Below are 17,410 nucleotides of genomic sequence, written 5' to 3' on the forward strand. Positions count from 1 at the left end.
CGGTTCCTCGGCCGCCGCCGCTGCCCCCGCTCCGGCCCCTGCGGCCGCTCCCCCCCCCCGCGCGCTCACGCCCGCTGCCCGAACAGCTCCTGCAACACGTCCTCCATGGTCACCAGGCCGGACAGCCGCCCGTCGGAGCCGAGCACGGCCGCCAGGTGCGTACGGCTGCCCCGCATCGCGGTGAGGACGTCGTCCAGCGGTGTCGCCTCCCGCACGCGCGCGATGGGCCGCATGTCGCCCAGCCGGAACGCCTTGTCCCGCGGCGAGGCGTCCAGGGCGTCCTTCACGTGCAGGTAACCGACGATCCGGCGCCCCTCGTCCACCACGGGGAACCGGGAGAACCCGGACTCCGCCGCGAGCTGCTCCAGTTCCTCCGCGGTGACGCCCACGCGCGCGTAGACGACCCGTTCCAGCGGCAGGACGACATCCCGCACCGGGCGCCGGCCCAGTTCCAGGGCGTCGTGCAGCCGCTCCAGGGCGCGGTCGTCGATGAGACCCGCCTCGCCCGCGTCCTTGACGATCTGGGCGAGCTGGGCGTCGGAGAAGGCCGCGGCGACCTCGTCCTTGGTCTCGATCCGCATGAGCTTCAGCAGGGCGTTCGCGAAGGCGTTGATCGCGAAGATCACCGGGCGCAGCGCCCGGGCCAGCGTGACCAGCGGCGGCCCCAGCAGCAGCGCGCTGCGCACCGGCTCCGCGAGGGCGATGTTCTTCGGCACCATCTCGCCGAGCAGCATGTGCAGATAGGTCGCCACCGCCAGCGCGATCACGAAGGACACCGCGTGTCCCGCGCCCTCGGGCACGCCCACCGCGTGGAACACCGGTTCCAGCAGGTGCGCGATGGCCGGTTCGGCGACCACGCCGAGGACCAGCGTGCACAGCGTGATGCCGAGCTGCGCGGCCGCCATCAGCGCGGACACGTGCTGGAGGCCCCACAGCACGCTCTTGGCGCGCCGGTCGCCCTGGGCGCCCTTCGCGCCCCCTTCGAGGTACTGCTCGATCTGGGAGCGGCGTACGGAGATCAGCGCGAACTCGGCGCCGACGAAGAACGCGTTGACGACGAGGGTCGCCAGTGCGATCAGCAACTGGACGGCGGTCACTTCCCGGCCTCCTGTTCAGAGCCTTCGGACGGGGCGAGCGGCGCGTGCAGCAGCACGCGCGCGGCCCGCCGGCCCGAGGCGTCCACCACGTCCATGCGCCAGCCCGCGACCTCCACGGTGTCGCCGACGGCCGGTATCCGGCCCAGCTCGGTGGCGAGCAGGCCGGCGAGCGTCTCGTACGGCCCCTCGGGGGTGTGCAGGCCCACGCGCGCGAGCTGGTCGGTGCGGGCGGCGCCGTCGGCCGAGTAGAGCGCGCGGCCCTCGTCGTCCTTGCCCGCGGCGGCCAGGTCGGACGTCTCGTGCGGGTCGTGCTCGTCGCGGACCTCGCCGACGACCTCCTCGACGATGTCCTCCAGCGTCGCGACGCCCGCCGTGCCGCCGTACTCGTCGATCACCACGGCCATCGTCCGCTTGCCGGACAGCCGGTCCAGCAGCCGGTCCACGGTCAGCGACTCGGGCACGAGGAGCGGCTCACGCATGATCTCCGAGACCGGCACGCGCGTCCGGCGCTCCGCCGGGATCGCCAGCACGTCCTTGATGTGCGCGGTGCCGACCACCGAGTCGAGGTTGCCGCGGTACACCGGGAACCGGGACAGGCCCGTCGCCCGGGTCGCGTTCGCCACGTCCTCGCAGGTCGCCGCCGTGTCGAGGGCGATGACCTGGACGCGCGGGGTCATCACGTTCTCCGCGGTCAGATCGGCCAGGTTCAGCGTGCGCACGAACAGTTCCGCGGTGTCCGCCTCCAGGGCGCCCTCCTTCGCGGAGTGCCGGGCCAGGGCGGCGAGCTCCTGGGGGCCTCGCGCGGCGGCGAGTTCCTCGGTGGGCTCCACGCCGAAGCGGCGCACGATGCGGTTCGCGGTGTTGTTGAGATGGGTGATGAAGGGCCGGAAGGCGGCGCTGAACCAGCGCTGCGCGTTGCCCACCCGCTTGGCGACGGCCAGCGGGGAGGAGATCGCCCAGTTCTTGGGCACGAGTTCGCCGACGACCATCAGGAACACGGTCGACAGGGCCGTACCCAGCACCAGCGCGACGGAGCTCGACGCGCTGCTGGACAGGCCGAGCGACTCCAGCGGCCCGGCGATCAGCTTGGCGATCGACGGCTCGGAGAGCATGCCGACCACCAGGTTGGTGACGGTGATGCCGAGCTGGGCGCCGGAGAGCTGGAAGGTGAGGTTCCGTACGGCCTTGAGCGCTCCGGGAGCGCCGCGCTCGCCGCGCTCCACCGCCCGTTCCAGTTCGCTGCGCTCGACCGTGGTCAGCGAGAACTCGGCGGCGACGAAGGCGCCGCACGCGAGCGATAGCAGGATCGCCACCAGGAGGAGCAGGACTTCGGTCATCGGGTCACCTCCGTCCCATGATCGGGCAGGGCGGGGAGGGACGCGCGATGTCGCGTGGGGGTACTGGGAGGCTCGCCCATGGGCGGACGCTCACACCTTTCATGAAGTCATCAGGGGACCGCGCGGGTCGTCCGCACGGTCCCCCAATGGTAAAGGATCGGCAAAAGGGCCCTTCCGGGGGCTCCGGTCAGTCGCTGAGCGGCTTCACCCAGCGCCGCCACTTCTCCTCGGGCGCGTACCCCGCCGCGCGCCAGGCATGATGTGCCGTTTCGTTGCGGGTGAGCACCATCGCGTCCCCGCGGCGCCCGCCCAGCCGTACGAACCGCTCCTCCGCGGCGGCCAGCAGCGCCGATCCGATGCCCTGGCGGCGGCGCTCCGGGTGTACCGCCAGCCGGTACAGATGGCACCGCCATCCGTCGAACCCGGCGATCACCGTCCCGGCCAGTTCACCGTCCCGCTCGGCCAGGATCAGTGCCCCCGGATCGCGCGCGACCAGCCGCTCCACCCCGCTCCGGTCGTCGCTGATGCTCGTGCCCTCGGCGGAGGTCTTCCAGAAGTCCAGCACGGCGTCCAGGTCCTCGGGGCCGGCGGCCCGTATCCGCAGATCAGTCATGGCCCGATCCCACCACGCGGGAAACCGGACGGAACGCGAATTTCCAGCATGCGGACCACTGCCGACGGCCTGCGTGCGACACCCCTACGATCCGCGTGCGGTACCCGGACGAACCGCGGGAGGCAAGCGGCGCGGGAGGCAAACGGACGGTCCGTGGACGGCGGTCGAGTGGTGGTCGCGTGGCGCCCGGGCGGGCGGCAGGCGGACGGTCGCGGGCCACTGCTCGCCGCTCAGCTCGGCGATCACCGGCGCGAAAGCCTCCGTCTCCGGTTCCATGACGGTCAGTACGAGAACCCGTACCGCTCTTGAGTGGTAAGTCGCTCGAGTCCGTGCCGCGTTCGCGTCACTCGTGCGCGATGGCGGCCAGTACGTTCATCCGGGAGGCGCGCAACGCGGGCAGCAGCGCCGCCACGACGCCGACGACCGCGGAGCCCACCACCACCGCGACGATCGTGCCCCACGGGACGGCGAGGGCCTTCATGCCCTGCAACTCCAGCACCTGCTGTATGCACACGCCCCACACCAGCCCGAGCGCCAGCCCCAGCACCGCGCCGAACACCGCGATCACGACCGACTCCAGCCGGATCATCCGGCGCAACTGCCGCCGGCCCAGCCCGATGGCCCGCAGCAGCCCGATCTCCCGGGTCCGCTCCACCACCGACAGCGCCAGGGTGTTGACCACACCGAGCACCGCGATGACGATCGCGAGCCCGAGCAGCGCGTACACCAGGTACAGCAGCACGGCGATCTGGTCGTGCACCAGCTTCTTGTAGTCGGCCTGGTCACGCGCCTGCACCTGCGGATAGGCGTCGAGCGTCTTCTCCAGGCGCGGGCGCAGCTGCTCGCCGCTCGTGCCCGGGGCCGCGTTCACGTACAGCGCCGAGTCCTGTCCGCCGGGCACGTACTTCTCGACGGTGGCGATCCCGAGGAACAGCCCGCCCTGCATGCCGAACCCGTCGCCGCCGTCCTGGTCGCTGAGCGCGCCGACCTTCAGCGACGCGGTCCGCTTCCCGGGGAACTCCACCGGCAGCACGCTGCCCAGCCGTACCCCGTGGTCCTTGGCGAAGTCGACGTCCATGCCGATGGAGCCGTCGGCCAGCGCGGCCGCCGTGTCGCCCTCGGCGTACGTGACGTGCGCGACGTCGTCGACCTGGTCGTCGTAACCGGAGGCGGTCGTCTCGACCCGCTTGCCGTCGGGCAGCCGTACGGCGAGCGGCGCGAACCGCTGCCGTACGACGAGGCCGACGCCGTCGGTGTCGCGCACCGCGTCCGTGACCTCCTGGGAGAACGGCGTGAAGTTGGCGTTCTGGACGACGAAGTCGGCGCCCAGGGTCTTGTCGATCTGCTCGTCGAAGGACTTGGACATCGAGGCGCTCGCCACCGACATCCCGCCCACCAGAGCGAGGCCCACCATCAGGGCCGCCGCGGTGGCACCCGTACGGCGCGGGTTGCGCAGGGCGTTGCGCTGGCTCATCCGGCCGACCGAGCCGAACAGCGCGGGGAAGGCGCCGCCGAGCACGCGGATCACCGGGCGGACGAGCAGCGGCCCGGCGATGACGGTGGCGATGAGCGTGAGCACGACGCCCAGGCCCAGCAGGGACGCCGCGGACGCCGTCTTCGAGGCGCTCGCACAGCCGGCCAGCGCCGCCACGCCCAGCGCGCCGACGACCACGCCCACCACCGCGCGCACCTTCAGCGGCCGGCCCACTCCGGCGATGTCCGCGTCCGCGAGGGCCGCCATCGGCGACACGGTCGCGGCGCGCCGGGCCGGGAGGTAGGCCGCCACGAAGGTGACGCCGACGCCGACGACGTACGCCGCCACCGGGGTCGCCCAGCCGACGACCATCTCCGTGGTCTTGAGGTTCATGCCGAACGCGCTCATGAGCTTGATCAGCCCGGCCGCCAGACCGATTCCGGCGGCCAGACCGAGCGTGGAGCCCACGAGACCGAGCAGCACCGCCTCGGTGAGCACCGAGCGGCGCACCTGACGGCGGTCGGCGCCCAGGGCGCGCAGCAGACCCAGCTCACGGGTGCGCTGGGCGATCAGCATCGAGAACGTGTTGACGATCAGGAACACACCGACCAGGACGGCGATCCCGGCGAAGCCGAGCATCACGTACTTGATCACGTCGAGGAAGCCGCCCAGCGCCTCCGCCGACGACTGAGCCTGCTCGTCGGCGGTCTTCACGTCGTAGGGACCGGCGCCGATCGCGGCGGTGACGCGTCGTTCGAGCGCCGCGTCGCTCACCCCCGGCGCCGCGTCGACGGAGATGCTCGTGGCCTTGTCCGGCGATCCCAGGAGCTGGTCGGCGGCCGTCTTCGGGTCGAGGAAGACCAGGGCCGCGCCCGGGTTGGTGGTGGTGAAGGTGGCGACGCCGACGATCTTCACCTTGAACGAGCCCGGCTGGGCCATCACGGTGAGGGTGTCGCCGATCTTCACGTGCTTCTTGTCGGCGGTGTCGGCGTCCAGCATGGCCTCGCCCGCGCCCTGCGGGGCGTGACCGGAGGTCAGCTTCACCGGACTGCGGTCGGTGACGTACCAGTCGGTGGCGATGGTGGGCGCGCCCGTGGTCGGGCCGACGGACTTGTTCCCGCTGTCCACGACCGTGATGTTCTCCACGCTCACGTCCGCGTGGGTCGACGCGACCCCGTCGACGCGGGCCACCTCCTCGGCGAGCGAGGCGGGCACGGTCTGCACCGCGCCGGTCGGCACGGACGCCTTGAGGTCGTCGGAGGGTCCGACCGTCACATCCGCCGACGTGGACGCGAAGAGCCGGTCGAAGGTGCGTGTCACCGTGTCGGAGAAGATCAGACTGCCCGCGACGAACGCCACCGACAGGACGACGGCGAGCGCGGACAGGAGCAGCCGCCCCTTGTGCGCGAGGAAGCTCCTGAGGGTCGCTTTCAGCACCGGATCACTTCTCCTTGACTTCGGTGCCGTGGGCGTCGGTGCCGTGGGCGTCGGTGTCGGGCGCCGGGAGACGGGCGCCGGCGCCGCTCTCGCCGTCGGCCGGGGCGCGGAGCACGTCGAAACGCTTCATGCGTTCCAGCACCGCGTCCGCCGTCGGCCGCTCCATCTCGTCCACGATCCGCCCGTCCGCGAGGAAGAGGACCAGGTCGGAGTGGGCGGCGGCACCCGGGTCGTGGGTGACCATGACGACGGTCTGCCCCAGTTGGTCGACGGCCTCCCGCAGGAACGCGAGGACCTCCAGCCCGGCGCGCGAGTCCAGGTTGCCGGTCGGTTCGTCGGCGAAGATCAGCTCGGGGCGGGAGGCGAGCGCCCGGGCGCAGGCCACGCGCTGCTGCTGGCCGCCGGACAGCTGCGACGGCCGGTGCTTCAGCCGGTCCCGCAGGCCGAGCGTGTCGATCACCTCGTCCAGCCACTTCTGGTCGGGCTTCTGCCCCGCGATGTCCATGGGCAGGGTGATGTTCTCGGCCGCGTTCAGCGTCGGGATCAGGTTGAACGACTGGAACATGAACCCGATCCGGTCCCGGCGCAGGCGGGTCAGCTCCCGGTCCTTCAGGCCCGTGATCTCGGTGTCGCCGATCCACACCTGACCGGCCGACACGGTGTCGAGGCCCGCCAGGCAGTGCATCAGCGTCGACTTCCCGGAGCCGGACGGCCCCATGACGGCGGTGAAACGGCCGCGCGCCACGTCCACGTCCACCGAGTCCAGGGCGAGCACCGTGGTCTCGCCGGAGCCGTACGCCTTGGTCAGACCGCGGGCGCGGGCCGCGATCCCGCCGGCCGAGGCCCGGCCGGGGGCGTGCTCCGCAGCAGGTGTGGACAAGGCTGCCTCCTCGCTCGTATGGACGTGCCGACCGCGTGGTGATGTTTCTGCCCGGCCGAGCGTAGTGTGACCCGGCGCACACCCGGTATCCCTTTTCGACTCCCGTCCGCCCTTGCCGTTGCTAGCGTCACGGCGCTAGCGTCGAGGTATGGCGAAGACCCAGCTGAACGTACGCGTGGACGAGGGCACGGCCCGCGCCGCCCGCGAGCGCGCCACGGCCCGTGGCATGAGCGTCAACCGCTATATAGAAGAGCTGGTCAGAAAGGACGCCGGAGAAGTCGGCCACACGTTCGTCGAGGCCGCCAGCGACTTCATGAAGCAGTACGAGGCCGTTTTCGCGGACGAGTTCGGCGCGGAACGCGAGGGCGGCACGCGCGAAGGTCGCCGCTGATCCCTTGAGCGACCTCCGCATCGATCTCGCCTGGCTCCTCATGCTCGCCGAACAGAAGACACCCGGGGACCCCCAGGTCACCGACTGGGGGGCGCTGGTGGCGGCCGTGGCACGCCACCAGGCCGAGATATTCGACGTCCCCGTCTACGACGACGCGCCGGCCCGCGCCGCCGCGCTGCTCCAGCTCCTCATCCACGTCCCCGCGCTGGAGCGCTCCAACGCCCTGTTCGCCTGCGCCGTCGCGTACGCCTATCTCGTCGCCAGCGGCCTGAAGGTCGCCACCTCGCCCGAACAGGTCCGTGACCTGGCCCGCCTGGCCAAGACCGGGGACGCCTCGGTGTCCGACATCGCGCGGGAACTGCGCCGATGGAGCCAGTGAGGGCTAGGACGGCCGACGGGCCCTGCCGAGCACGCAGTACGAGGCGGGGGACCGCGGGCCCCTCTCCGGCACGGTCAGCCGGCGGTACGGACCGAGTTCGAACCCTGCCTCGCGCAGGGCGTCCAGCGTGTCCCGGGTGAGGTGACAGCCGCCGGCCAGCGTCGGCCACACCGTCCGGTCCAGCGCGCGCTGGGTGAACCGCATCACCGGACCGCCGCCGGGACCGTGCTCGAAGAACCTCAGCTCGCCGCCGGGCCGCAGCACCCGCCGCAGCTCCCCGAGCACACGGGGGACGTCCCGCACACTGCACAGCACCAGCGAGACGACCGCCCCGTCGAAGGCCTCGCTCTTCACCGGCAGCGCCTCCGCCACGGCCGGCACGACGTCCACCGGCACGTCCGCGCGCAGGGCCGCCTCCAGCGCCAGCGTGCGCAGGTGGCGCTCCGGCTCGACGGCGACGACCTCCGAGACGGCTGCCGGGTAGTGCGCGAAGTTCAGTCCGTTGCCCGCGCCGATCTCGATGATCCGGCCGGCGAGTCCCGCGAGCAGCTGGTCCCGCAGGGGGGCCAGACCGGCTCGGGTCTCCGCGGCCGTGCCGAGCCGGGCGTAGCAGCGGGCGAACAGCGGGTGGTGGACGGGATCACCGGGCGTCTTGCCGGAGCCGGCGGACCGTAGGGGCATGGCGACCTCCCGAGCAGGAGCGGGCCTACCGGGATTGTCCCCCGCGCAGGCCCGCCGCACCCGTGCTGTCGCTGTCGCGCCGCTCACCGGACGGAACGGCTCACTGGATGAAGTCGCGCACCTGCTCGTACACGCCGGAGTCGTTGTTGATGTCGGTGTGCGAGATGCACCCGACGCCGACGTTGGTGGCCCCGCTCAGCAGCGCCGAGGAGTCCGGGTCGATGGCCGAGTCGCAGTTCGACCAGTAGGTCGCGTAGTTCACGCTGCCCGGGGTCTCGTCGCCGGAGTTGAGCGAGGTGAGGAACGAACTGCCGGTGACCATCTCGGCGCAGGAGGTGTAGAGCCAGCTGCACCACGAGGCGACCGACGTCCCGTGGTTCGTGCCCGCCACGGAGACGAAGTCGTCCACGTACGCGGTGCCGCCGAGGTTCTTGAGGTAGTAGCGGGAGCTGAGCGTGCCCATGGAGTGGACGACCACGTCGACCTTGGACGCGCCGGTTCTCGCCAGCACGTTCTTGATCTCGGTGGAGAGCTGGGAGGCGGTCGTGACGTTGGACTGGGACCAGCTGTAGGTCCAGGCGTCCAGCTCGGCGGCGGTGTAGCCGTCGGCCTTGAAGTCCGCGACCCAGTCGTCCCAGCTGCTGGAGGAACTGCTGAGGCCGTGCACGAAGACGATCGGGTTGTGGGTCGCGGCGTGGGCTGTGGGGGCGGAGAACGAGAGTGACAGAAGGAGCGAAGAGACCACGGCCGAGAATGCCGCGGCGATGCGACGCTTGTGGCGCTGCATGATGCCTCCTGAAACGTGTGGGGTTGCCAGGAGTGTCCGGCGGGTCTACGCGCGCCGCATCGGTGAAATCGCCAGTCTTTACGGTTCAAGTAACCCGCCAGTAACGTCACTTGTGTGGTGACACGAGTGAACCCCCCGTCGCTTGACCGCACTTCGCCACCGGCGCCTCCGGGAGCGGGCCCGCTCCCGGTCCCGGCGCTGTCCGAAGGCGTCCGCGTGCGCGTGCTGCGCCTCGTATACGGCGACCCGCGCGCCGCCGCCGAACTCGTCGCGCGGCTGACCGAACGGCAGGCCGCCGGCCTCGACCCGCTGCCGGCCGAACCCGCCGATCTCGCCCCCGAGACGCTGCGCGCCCACCGCCGCGAGGTCCGCGCGCTGCCCGACGGCACCCGGCTGGTGCTCCTGCTGGCGGCCGCCGACCAGTACCCGGTGGCCACCCACGCCTTCCTGCGCGCCGTCGCCGCCGCCCGCCTCGACACCCGGCCCCTCGACGCGGCCGAGGCAGCCGGGATCGCCTACGCCACGGCCGGCGGGGTCGGCTTCCGCGACGCCTGGACCCGGATCGCCGCGTACGAGACGGCGGCCCCGGCCGACCGGCGCGACGCCCACCGACTGCTCGCCCGCGTCCTGCACGGCCCGGCGGAGACACCCCGGCGGTCCTGGCACCGGGGCGCGGGCGCGCTCGGGCCCAGCACGCGGCTCGCCGCGGAACTGACGGCGGCCGCCGACCGGGCGCGCGCCGCCGGCGACCCGGCGCTCTCGGGCGCCCTCGCCGAACGCGCCGTCGAGCTCTGCACGGACCCGGGCGAACGGTCCCGGCTCCTCGCCCATGCGGCGGCCGACGCCTGGCACCGCGGCGACGGCGACCGCTCCCGCGCCCTGGCCGCCCGCACCGACGCCGACGCCCTCACCGGCATCCTCGCCCTGCGGACCGGGCACGCGGGGGAGGCGTTCGACGCGCTGCTGGCCGGGGCGGCACGGGCGGCCGGGACGCGGCCCGCGCCCGGCGACCCGCCACCGGCACGAAGCGCCACCACCACCGCTTCCCCCACCACGACCGCTTCCCCCACCACGATCGCTTCCCCCGGCACCACCGCCTCCTCCGGCACCACCGCTTCCCTCGCCTCCGCCGACCTCACTGCCTCCGCCCTCTCCCGCGAGTCCCGCGAGTCCCGCGAGTCCCGCGAGTCCCGCGAGTCCCGCGAGTCCCGCGAGTCCCGCGAGTCCCGCGAGTCCCGCGAGTCCGGGGAGTCCGGGGAGTCCGGGGAGTCCGGGGAGTCCCGGGACCATCGCGAGGCAGCGGGCTCAGCCCCCCTCACCCCCGTCGCCCACTTCCTGGCCCGAGCCGCCGAAGCCGCCGTCTACACCGGTGATCTGCGTCGATGCCGTGAGGCGACGCTCGTCGCGGCGCAGTCGGGCGTCGACCCGCCCGGTGTGCTCGGCGGCCTCGCCGCGGCCGTCGACGGGCGGTACGAGGACGCCCGCGACCTGCTGGAGGCCACCGCCGGACGGTGCGGTCCCGGCGGCGACCCCACCCTCCTCCTGCACGCGGGCATCGCCGCCCTGATGCTCGGCGACCACACCCGCGCCGCCACCGCCACGGTCCGGGCCGCCGCCTCCGCCCGCGCCCGGGGCGTCACCGCCGCCGTCTCCCAGGCGATGGAGTTCCGTGCCTACGCCGACTTCTGGACCGGCCGCCCGCGCGCCGCCGAGGCCGCCGCGCTGGACGCCCTGCGCCAGGCGTACGCCACCGGACAGGACAACGGCGCCTGCCATCTCCAGGCCGCTCTGGCGATGTTCGCGGCGCTCACCGGCGACGAGGACCTGTGCCGGGAGCGGGCCGCGGCCGCCCGGTCCTACGCCCTCGCCCATGCCCTGGGGCTGCCCGCCGCCCTGGCGCAGTGGGCGCTCGCCTTCCTCGACCTCGGCTCCGGCCGCTTCGACGCCGCCGCGGCCCGGCTGCGCGCGCTCGCCGCCTCGGGCCCGGGCCACGGCCACCGGGCCATCCGCCACCTGGCCACCCCGCACTATGTCGAGGCGGCCGTGCGCACCGGCGAGACCCGGGTGGCGCGCGCCGCGCACGCCGACTACGACCGCTGGGCCCGTGCCGTCGACAGCCCCGACGACCTGGCCCTCAGCGCCCGCTCCCGGGCCCTGCTCACGCCGGGCGCCGACGCCGTCGAGCACTACCGCACGGCGCTGCGCCTGCACGCCGAAGGGACGCGCGCCTTCGAACGGGCCCGCACCGAACTGCTGTTCGGCAGTGCGCTGCGCAGGCTGCGCCGCCGCACGGAGGCCCGCGACCGGCTGCACAGCGCCCTGGAGGCGTTCGAGTCCTTCGGCGCCCCGCACTGCGCCGAGAGCGCCCGCGCCGAACTGCGCGCGCTCGGCGCCCCCGCGGCCCCCACCCGCGGCGACCGGCGTCCGACGGCCCACCTGACCGCCCAGCAGCTCCTGGTCGCCCGGATGGCCGCCGACGGTGCCACGAACCGGGAGATCGCCGCCCGCCTCGCCCTCAGCCCGCGCACCATCGACCACCATCTGCGCGGTGTCTTCACCCGCCTCGGCATCCGCTCCCGCATCGAACTCGTACGGCTGCTCGCGGACGCGGAGAACGGCTAGGACCCCGAACCGGTCCGCTCGCGGAAGGCCTCCGCCTGCCAGGTCCCGTCCAGCCGTGGCGCCAGCCAACCGGGCGCCACGGTACGGAAGTCGGCGGGTTCGAGAGCACCGGCTCCCGACGGCAGCGCCCCCAGCAGCGGGGCCCCGGCCACCTCCGGCAGATCCACGACATTGCAACGGGACGCAAGATCGGGGGAGTCGGGCCAGCTGCCGATCACGACCCCCAGCAACTCGACTCCCCGTACGCGCAGTTCACGGGCCGTCAGCTCCGTCGTGTTCAGCGTGCCGAGGCCCGCCGAGGCCACGACCAGCACCGGCGCCCGCAGCAGTTGCGCCGCGTCGGCCAGCGTCCCGCCCGCCTCGTCGAACCGGACGAGCAGCCCGCCCGCCCCTTCGACGAGCACCAGGTCGTGTTCGGCGGCCAGCTTCTGCGCCGCCTCCGCCACGTCCTGCGGCCGCACCGCCGCCAGGCCCGCCCTGCGCGCCGCCGTCGCCGGAGCCAACGGCTCGGGATAGCGGGCCAGTTCGGCCGTCGTCACCGCGCCCGCGAGCCGGGCCACCTCGGCGGCGTCCCCGCTCTCGTCCGCCCGTACGCCGGTCTGCGCGGGCTTGAGGACGGCCACCGACCGCCCCGCCGCGAGCGCCGACGCGGCGACCGCGGCCGTCGTGACGGTCTTGCCGACCTCCGTGCCCGTCCCCGTGATCACCAGGATCGGCATGTTCATCCCTCCCGCGCCGCGGCGCACACCGCGCGCGCGATCCGTGCCACGTCCACGTCACCGGTGACGTACGGCGGCATCGTGTAGACCAGATCGCGGAACGGCCGCAGCCAGACGCCCTCGCGCACGGCGGCCCGAGTGGCGGCCGCCATGTCCACGGGGCGATCGAGCTGGACGACGCCGATCGCGCCGAGGACCCGGACGTCCCGCACACCCGGGATCTCCGCCGCCTGAGCGAGTCCCTCCCGCAGCCCCGCCTCGATCCGTTTGACCTCCGCGAGCCAGTCCTGTCCGAGCAGCAGCTCGATCGAGGCGCACGCGACGGCCGCGGCCAGCGGGTTGCCCATGAAGGTCGGCCCGTGGGCCAGGACCGGCACCTCGCCCCGCGAGATCCCGTCGGCCACCCGGGACGTGCACAGCGTCGCCGCCATCGTCAGGTAGCCGCCGGTCAGCGCCTTGCCGACGCACATGACGTCCGGGGTCACCGCGGCGTGCTCCGCCGCGAACAGCGCGCCCGTGCGCCCGAACCCGGTCGCGATCTCGTCGAACACCAGCAGCACGTCGTGCGCGTCGCACGCCTCGCGCAGCACCCGCAGATACCCGGGGGAGTGGAACCGCATCCCGCCCGCGCCCTGTACGACCGGCTCCACGATGACCGCGGCCAGTTCGTCGGCGTGCCGCCCGATCGTCTCGCGCAAGAGGTCGGCGTACGCCTCCTCGAACTCCACCGGAGGCGCGTCCACGAAGACCTGTCGGGGCAGCACCCCGGTCCACAGGTCGTGCATCCCGCCCTCGGGGTCGCACACGGACATCGGCTGCCAGGTGTCGCCGTGGTAGCCGCCGCGCCAGGTCAGCAGGCGTCGCTTGGCCGGGCGGCCCAGCGAGCGCCAGTACTGGAGGCACATCTTCACCGCCACCTCGACCGACACCGAGCCGGAGTCGGCGAGGAAGACATGCTCCAGACCCTCGGGAGACATGTCGACAAGGAGCTTCGCCAGACGTACGGCGGGCTCGTGGGTGAGCCCGCCGAACATCACATGACTCATCCGGCCCAGCTGATCGCGCACGGCCTCGTTGAGCACCGGGTGGTTGTAGCCGTGGATCGCCGACCACCAGGACGCCATGCCGTCGACCAGCTCACCCGAGCCGTCCGCCGGCCGCAGCCGGACCCCGCTCGCCGACTCCACGACGAGCGGTTCGACCCGGCCGGGCATCGGACCGTACGGGTGCCACACGTGCCGCCGGTCGAGTTCCAGCAGCTCGGGCACCCCGAGCGGGGGCAGCTCAGGCATTGGGCGCGAGATCGGTACCGGCGCCTCGGCGGCGTACGGCGACCAGGTCCGTACGGGCCTCGCCGACCGCCGCGGTCGCCGCCGGGGCCACGGCCGCGGTCGTGGCCGGGGCGGAGCCGCACACACCGCCGCCCTCGTGCGAGCCGCACCCGGAGTCCTCGTGGGAGCCGCAGCCACCGCCTTCGTGGGAGCCGCAGCCACCGCCCGCGTGGGACCCGCAGGCCCCGCCCGCCGTCGCCCGGTGCTCCGGCAGGGTGACCTGCTCCGCGCCCTCCACCTCGAAACCGGCGTCCGCGATCATCTCCAGGTCGGCCTTGCCGGCCTGGCCCTCGGTCGTGAGGTAGTCGCCCAGGAAGATCGAGTTGGCCAGGTGCAGGGCGAGCGGCTGCATGGTGCGCAGATGGACCTCGCGGCCGCCCGCGATGCGCACCTCGACGTCCGGGCAGACGAACCGCACCATCGCCAGGATGCGCAGACAGCGCTGCGGGGTGAGGTTCCACTCCTTGGCGAGCGGGGTGCCCTCGACCGGGATGAGGAAGTTGACCGGGACGGAGTCCGGATCCAGCTCGCGCAGCGAGAAGACGACGTCCACCAGGTCCTCGTCGGACTCGCCCATGCCGGCGATCAGACCCGAGCACGCCGACAGACCGGCCGCGTGCGCCTTCTGCACCGTGTCCACCCGGTCGGCGTACGTGTGCGTGGTCGTGATCTCCCCGTACGTGCCCTCGGACGTGTTCAGGTTGTGGTTGTAGGCGTCGGCGCCCGCCTCGCGCAGCCGTTCGGCCTGGCCCTCGGAGAGCAGGCCCAGACAGGCGCAGACCTCGACGCCCTCGTTCTGGTCCTTGATCGCCTTGATGGTGCCGGCGACCCGGTCGACGTCACGGTCCGTCGGACCGCGCCCGGACGCCACCAGACAGACCCGCTTGGCCCCGCCCGCCAGCCCGGCCGCCGCCGCCTGCGAGGCCTCGTCCGGCTTGAGCCAGGTGTACTTGAGGATCCCGGCCGTGGAGCCGAGCCGCTGGGAGCAGTAGGAGCAGTCCTCGGGGCACAGCCCCGACTTGAGGTTGACGAGGTAGTTCAGTTTCACCCGTCGCCCGAACCACTGCCGGCGCACCCGGCCGGCCGCGGCCACCACGTCCAGCACGTCGTCGTCGGAAGTGGCCAGTACGGCCAGCGCTTCCTCGCGGGTCGGCAGCTCGCGCCGAAGCCCCTTGTCCACCAGCGTGTTCAGCAGGTCCATGAGAGCCGATCCTGTCCTACGCACCCGCTCCGGGCCAAGGTAGGGATCGCACAACACACCGGGTTCGACGTGTGGGTATTGCCACACCGTGGGTGGGCGGTCGGCCCGCTAGTGTCTGTCCGCTACCTACAAAAGCCCGGAGGACCCATGGCGTTCGGCTGGATCGACGAACAGGCGGAGCTGCGCCGCCGGGCCGGACTCGTACGGACGCTGCGGCCCCGCCCGGCCGACTCGCCGCTCCTCGACCTGGCGAGCAACGACTACCTGGGCCTCGCCCGCCATCCCGAGGTGACGGAGGGCGCCGCGGCGGCCGCCAGGACCTGGGGCGGCGGTGCGACCGGCTCCCGGCTCGTCACGGGCACCACCGAGCTGCACGCCGAGCTGGAGCGGGAGCTCGCGGAGCACTGCGGCTTCGAGGCGGCCCTCGTCTTCTCCTCCGGGTACGCGGCCAACCTGGCCGCGGTCACCGCGCTGGCCCCCCACGGCTCGCTCATCGTCTCCGACGCGGGCAACCACGCCTCGCTCATCGACGGCTGCCGACTGGCCCGCGGCACCACCCAGGTCGTCGGGCACGCCGACCCGGACGCGGTGCGCAAGGCGCTCGGCACGCACGACGGCCCGGCCGTGGCCGTCTCCGACACGGTCTTCTCGGTCGACGGCGACGCCGCCCCGCTGGCCGCCCTGGCGGCCGCCTGCCGGGAGTACGGCGCCGGACTGGTCGTCGACGACGCCCACGGGCTCGGTGTGCTCGGGGAGGGCGGTCAGGGCGCTCCGTACGCGGCGGGTCTGGCGGGCGCCGACGACGTCGTCGTCACGGCCACGCTGTCCAAGTCGCTGGGCAGCCAGGGCGGCGCCGTACTGGGTCCCGCGCGGGTGATCGAGCATCTGGTGAACGCGGCCCGGACGTTCATCTTCGACACGGGTCTGGCCCCGGCGGCGGCGGGCGCGGCGCTGGCCGCTCTCGGACTGCTGCGGCGGGAGCCGCAGCGCGCGCGACGCGCGCGTGAAGTGGCGGGCGAGCTGCACGCGCGCCTGACGGCCGCGGGTCTGGCAGCGGTGCGTCCGGACGCCGCGGTCGTCTCCGTGCGTGCGCCGTCCCCGGAGGGGGCCGTGCGCTGGGCGGCGGACTGCCGGTCGGCAGGCCTGGCCGTGGGCTGCTTCCGTCCTCCTTCCGTGCCCGACGGCATCTCGCGCCTCAGGCTGACCGCGCGTGCGGACCTCTCCGGGGCCGAGCTGGAACGCGCTGTACGGGTGATCGGCGAAACACGACCATGAGTCGGCGTGACACGGCCGTGGACCGCCGCTGACCGCTCCGGCTGCTCCGGTTCGGTCAGCGGACCCGCGAGAACACTGCCGTGAAGCCCGACCAGCTCTCGGGGGAGAAGAGCAGGGCGGGTCCGGCCGGGTCCTTGGAGTCGCGTACGGCGAGCAGACCGGCCCAGGGGCCGGAGGCCGGCCGGGCCGTCTCCACACAGTTGTTCGCTCCCGTGCTGTAGCTGCTGCGCAGCCACCGCACATCCGGGAGACGGTCGGGATCGGTACTGGAAGGTACGTTCCGCGGTGGTGCGGACATGGTGCCTCCTTACGCGCCGTCGGCTATCGCGGCGATGTAATCCGATGAGTCCCCGGGCGAAAGGGCATGCGCCCGAAGGGCGTTGAAGGCCTCGGTGTAGGCCTGGAGGTCTTCTTTCCGTTCGAGATAGAGGCTACTCGTCAAGTGGTCGAGAACAACCACGTCCAGATCAGAAGTGCGCGAAAATGAGAAGATAACGAAAGGGCCGGTTACCCCGATATGCGCTCCGGCGGCGAACGGCAGTACCTGGAGCCGGACTTGGGGCAATCGGGCGGCTTCCACGAGCCGGCCCAGCTGTCGCGCCATCACCTCGGGCCCGCCCACCTCCCGCCGCAGCACCGCCTCGTCCAGTACCGCGCACAGTTCCAGCGGCGGTTGCGCGCGCAGCACGTCCTGGCGGGCCAGCCGTACCTCCACCAGGGTGTCGAGCTGGTCCTCGTCGCCCCCCTCCACGGCCGCCCTGGTCACCGCGCGTGCGTACTCGGGCGTCTGCAGCAGTCCCGGCACCACCGTCGTCTCCAGGGTGCGCATCGCGCTCGCCTGCGACTCCAGGCTGATGAAGTCCCGGTAGGTGGGCGGCAGCACCCCGCGGTAGGCGTGCCACCAGTGGTCCCGGCCGCCACTTCCGCCGTCGCTCGCCAACGCCAGCATCAGCTCCCGCAGTTGCGGATCCTCGACACCGTAGGCGTCGAGGAGTAACCGCACATCGGCCGGTTTCGATCCACTGATACCGGTCTCGATGCGGCTCACCTTGGACTGGTGCCAGCCCACGAGCCGGGCCGCCTCACCACTGGTGAGCCCCGCCTGGGCGCGCAGATTGCGCAGTTCGGCGCCCAGCTTTCGGCGACGCACCGCGGGACCGTGCTGCATGGGTCCCTCCTTACTCCT

Annotated in this window: 16 protein-coding genes; 4 read left to right on the forward strand and 12 right to left on the reverse strand. The window is 73.0% G+C overall.

What is annotated here, in order from left to right:
• Nucleotides 1-65: 65 nt before the first annotated feature.
• The 5 genes from ABT070_RS04775 to ABT070_RS04795 form a co-directional block, all read right to left on the reverse strand.
• Nucleotides 66-1,097 carry a hemolysin family protein gene (locus ABT070_RS04775; RefSeq protein ID WP_351754681.1) on the reverse strand — a complete coding sequence of 344 codons (1,032 nt, stop codon included), beginning with the start codon at nucleotides 1,095-1,097 and terminating at the stop codon, nucleotides 66-68.
• Nucleotides 1,094-2,434, reverse strand: coding sequence for a hemolysin family protein (locus ABT070_RS04780; protein ID WP_351754683.1), 1,341 nt, complete (start codon nucleotides 2,432-2,434; stop codon nucleotides 1,094-1,096). Before ABT070_RS04780 ends, ABT070_RS04775 begins: the two co-directional genes overlap by 4 nt.
• Before the next feature lie 187 nt (nucleotides 2,435-2,621).
• Nucleotides 2,622-3,047, reverse strand: a complete 426-nt coding sequence (locus ABT070_RS04785; protein WP_351754685.1) for a GNAT family N-acetyltransferase — start codon at nucleotides 3,045-3,047, stop codon at nucleotides 2,622-2,624.
• 343 nt (nucleotides 3,048-3,390) lie between these two features.
• Nucleotides 3,391-5,958, reverse strand: coding sequence for an ABC transporter permease (locus tag ABT070_RS04790; protein WP_351754687.1), 2,568 nt, complete (start codon nucleotides 5,956-5,958; stop codon nucleotides 3,391-3,393).
• Between the two features lie 4 nt (nucleotides 5,959-5,962).
• Nucleotides 5,963-6,838 (reverse strand): ABC transporter ATP-binding protein, encoded by an 876-nt coding sequence (locus ABT070_RS04795; RefSeq protein WP_351754690.1) that lies wholly within the window; start codon nucleotides 6,836-6,838, stop codon nucleotides 5,963-5,965.
• Between the two features lie 148 nt (nucleotides 6,839-6,986).
• Between ABT070_RS04795 and ABT070_RS04800 the strand changes: the two genes are divergently transcribed.
• Nucleotides 6,987-7,229, forward strand: coding sequence for a toxin-antitoxin system HicB family antitoxin (locus ABT070_RS04800; protein WP_351754693.1), 243 nt, complete (start codon nucleotides 6,987-6,989; stop codon nucleotides 7,227-7,229).
• Nucleotides 7,230-7,233: 4 nt separating this feature from the next.
• Nucleotides 7,234-7,608 carry a fic family toxin-antitoxin system, toxin component gene (locus tag ABT070_RS04805; RefSeq protein ID WP_351754696.1) on the forward strand — a complete coding sequence of 125 codons (375 nt, stop codon included), beginning with the start codon at nucleotides 7,234-7,236 and terminating at the stop codon, nucleotides 7,606-7,608.
• Between the two features lie 3 nt (nucleotides 7,609-7,611).
• Here the strand turns inward: ABT070_RS04805 and ABT070_RS04810 are convergent, their stop codons facing one another.
• Nucleotides 7,612-8,289, reverse strand: coding sequence for a class I SAM-dependent methyltransferase (locus ABT070_RS04810; RefSeq protein ID WP_351754699.1), 678 nt, complete (start codon nucleotides 8,287-8,289; stop codon nucleotides 7,612-7,614).
• A gap of 100 nt (nucleotides 8,290-8,389) precedes the next feature.
• Nucleotides 8,390-9,076 (reverse strand): esterase/lipase family protein, encoded by a 687-nt coding sequence (locus ABT070_RS04815; protein WP_351754701.1) that lies wholly within the window; start codon nucleotides 9,074-9,076, stop codon nucleotides 8,390-8,392.
• A 114-nt stretch (nucleotides 9,077-9,190) separates the two neighbouring features.
• On the opposite strand from ABT070_RS04815, the gene ABT070_RS04820 reads away from it, so the two are divergent.
• Nucleotides 9,191-11,698 carry a helix-turn-helix transcriptional regulator gene (locus ABT070_RS04820; protein WP_502990145.1) on the forward strand — a complete coding sequence of 836 codons (2,508 nt, stop codon included), beginning with the start codon at nucleotides 9,191-9,193 and terminating at the stop codon, nucleotides 11,696-11,698.
• Here the strand turns inward: ABT070_RS04820 and bioD are convergent.
• Genes bioD through bioB form a run of 3 tightly spaced genes read right to left on the reverse strand, consistent with a single transcriptional unit; the run spans nucleotide 11,695 to nucleotide 14,949 of the window.
• The gene (gene bioD, locus ABT070_RS04825; protein WP_351755959.1) at nucleotides 11,695-12,417 is read right to left on the reverse strand and encodes a dethiobiotin synthase; all 723 of its coding nucleotides are present in this window, start codon (nucleotides 12,415-12,417) and stop codon (nucleotides 11,695-11,697) included. The two genes, ABT070_RS04820 and bioD, sit on opposite strands and share 4 nt — an antisense overlap.
• A 2-nt stretch (nucleotides 12,418-12,419) precedes the next feature.
• A complete protein-coding gene (locus tag ABT070_RS04830) occupies nucleotides 12,420-13,709 on the reverse strand; it encodes an adenosylmethionine--8-amino-7-oxononanoate transaminase (RefSeq protein WP_351754707.1) in 1,290 nt (429 codons plus the stop codon).
• The gene (gene bioB / locus ABT070_RS04835; RefSeq protein WP_351754710.1) at nucleotides 13,702-14,949 is read right to left on the reverse strand and encodes a biotin synthase BioB; all 1,248 of its coding nucleotides are present in this window, start codon (nucleotides 14,947-14,949) and stop codon (nucleotides 13,702-13,704) included. The genes ABT070_RS04830 and bioB overlap by 8 nt, the downstream gene beginning before the upstream one ends.
• 147 nt (nucleotides 14,950-15,096) lie before the next feature.
• On the opposite strand from bioB, the gene ABT070_RS04840 reads away from it, so the two are divergent.
• Complete coding sequence (locus ABT070_RS04840; RefSeq protein ID WP_351754713.1) at nucleotides 15,097-16,224, forward strand: 8-amino-7-oxononanoate synthase; 1,128 nt, start codon at nucleotides 15,097-15,099, stop codon at nucleotides 16,222-16,224.
• A 55-nt stretch (nucleotides 16,225-16,279) separates the two neighbouring features.
• On the opposite strand, the gene ABT070_RS04845 is transcribed toward ABT070_RS04840, so the two are convergent.
• Both ABT070_RS04845 and ABT070_RS04850 read right to left on the reverse strand, forming a co-directional pair.
• Nucleotides 16,280-16,522, reverse strand: a complete 243-nt coding sequence (locus ABT070_RS04845; RefSeq protein WP_028807146.1) for a DUF397 domain-containing protein — start codon at nucleotides 16,520-16,522, stop codon at nucleotides 16,280-16,282.
• A 9-nt stretch (nucleotides 16,523-16,531) separates the two neighbouring features.
• On the reverse strand, nucleotides 16,532-17,392 hold the full coding sequence (locus ABT070_RS04850) for a helix-turn-helix domain-containing protein (protein ID WP_351754717.1): 861 nt from the start codon (nucleotides 17,390-17,392) through the stop codon (nucleotides 16,532-16,534).
• Nucleotides 17,393-17,410: the final 18 nt, after the last annotated feature.

This window comes from Streptomyces sp. NPDC002884 (assembly GCF_040295245.1).
Lineage (GTDB): Bacteria > Actinomycetota > Actinomycetes > Streptomycetales > Streptomycetaceae > Streptomyces.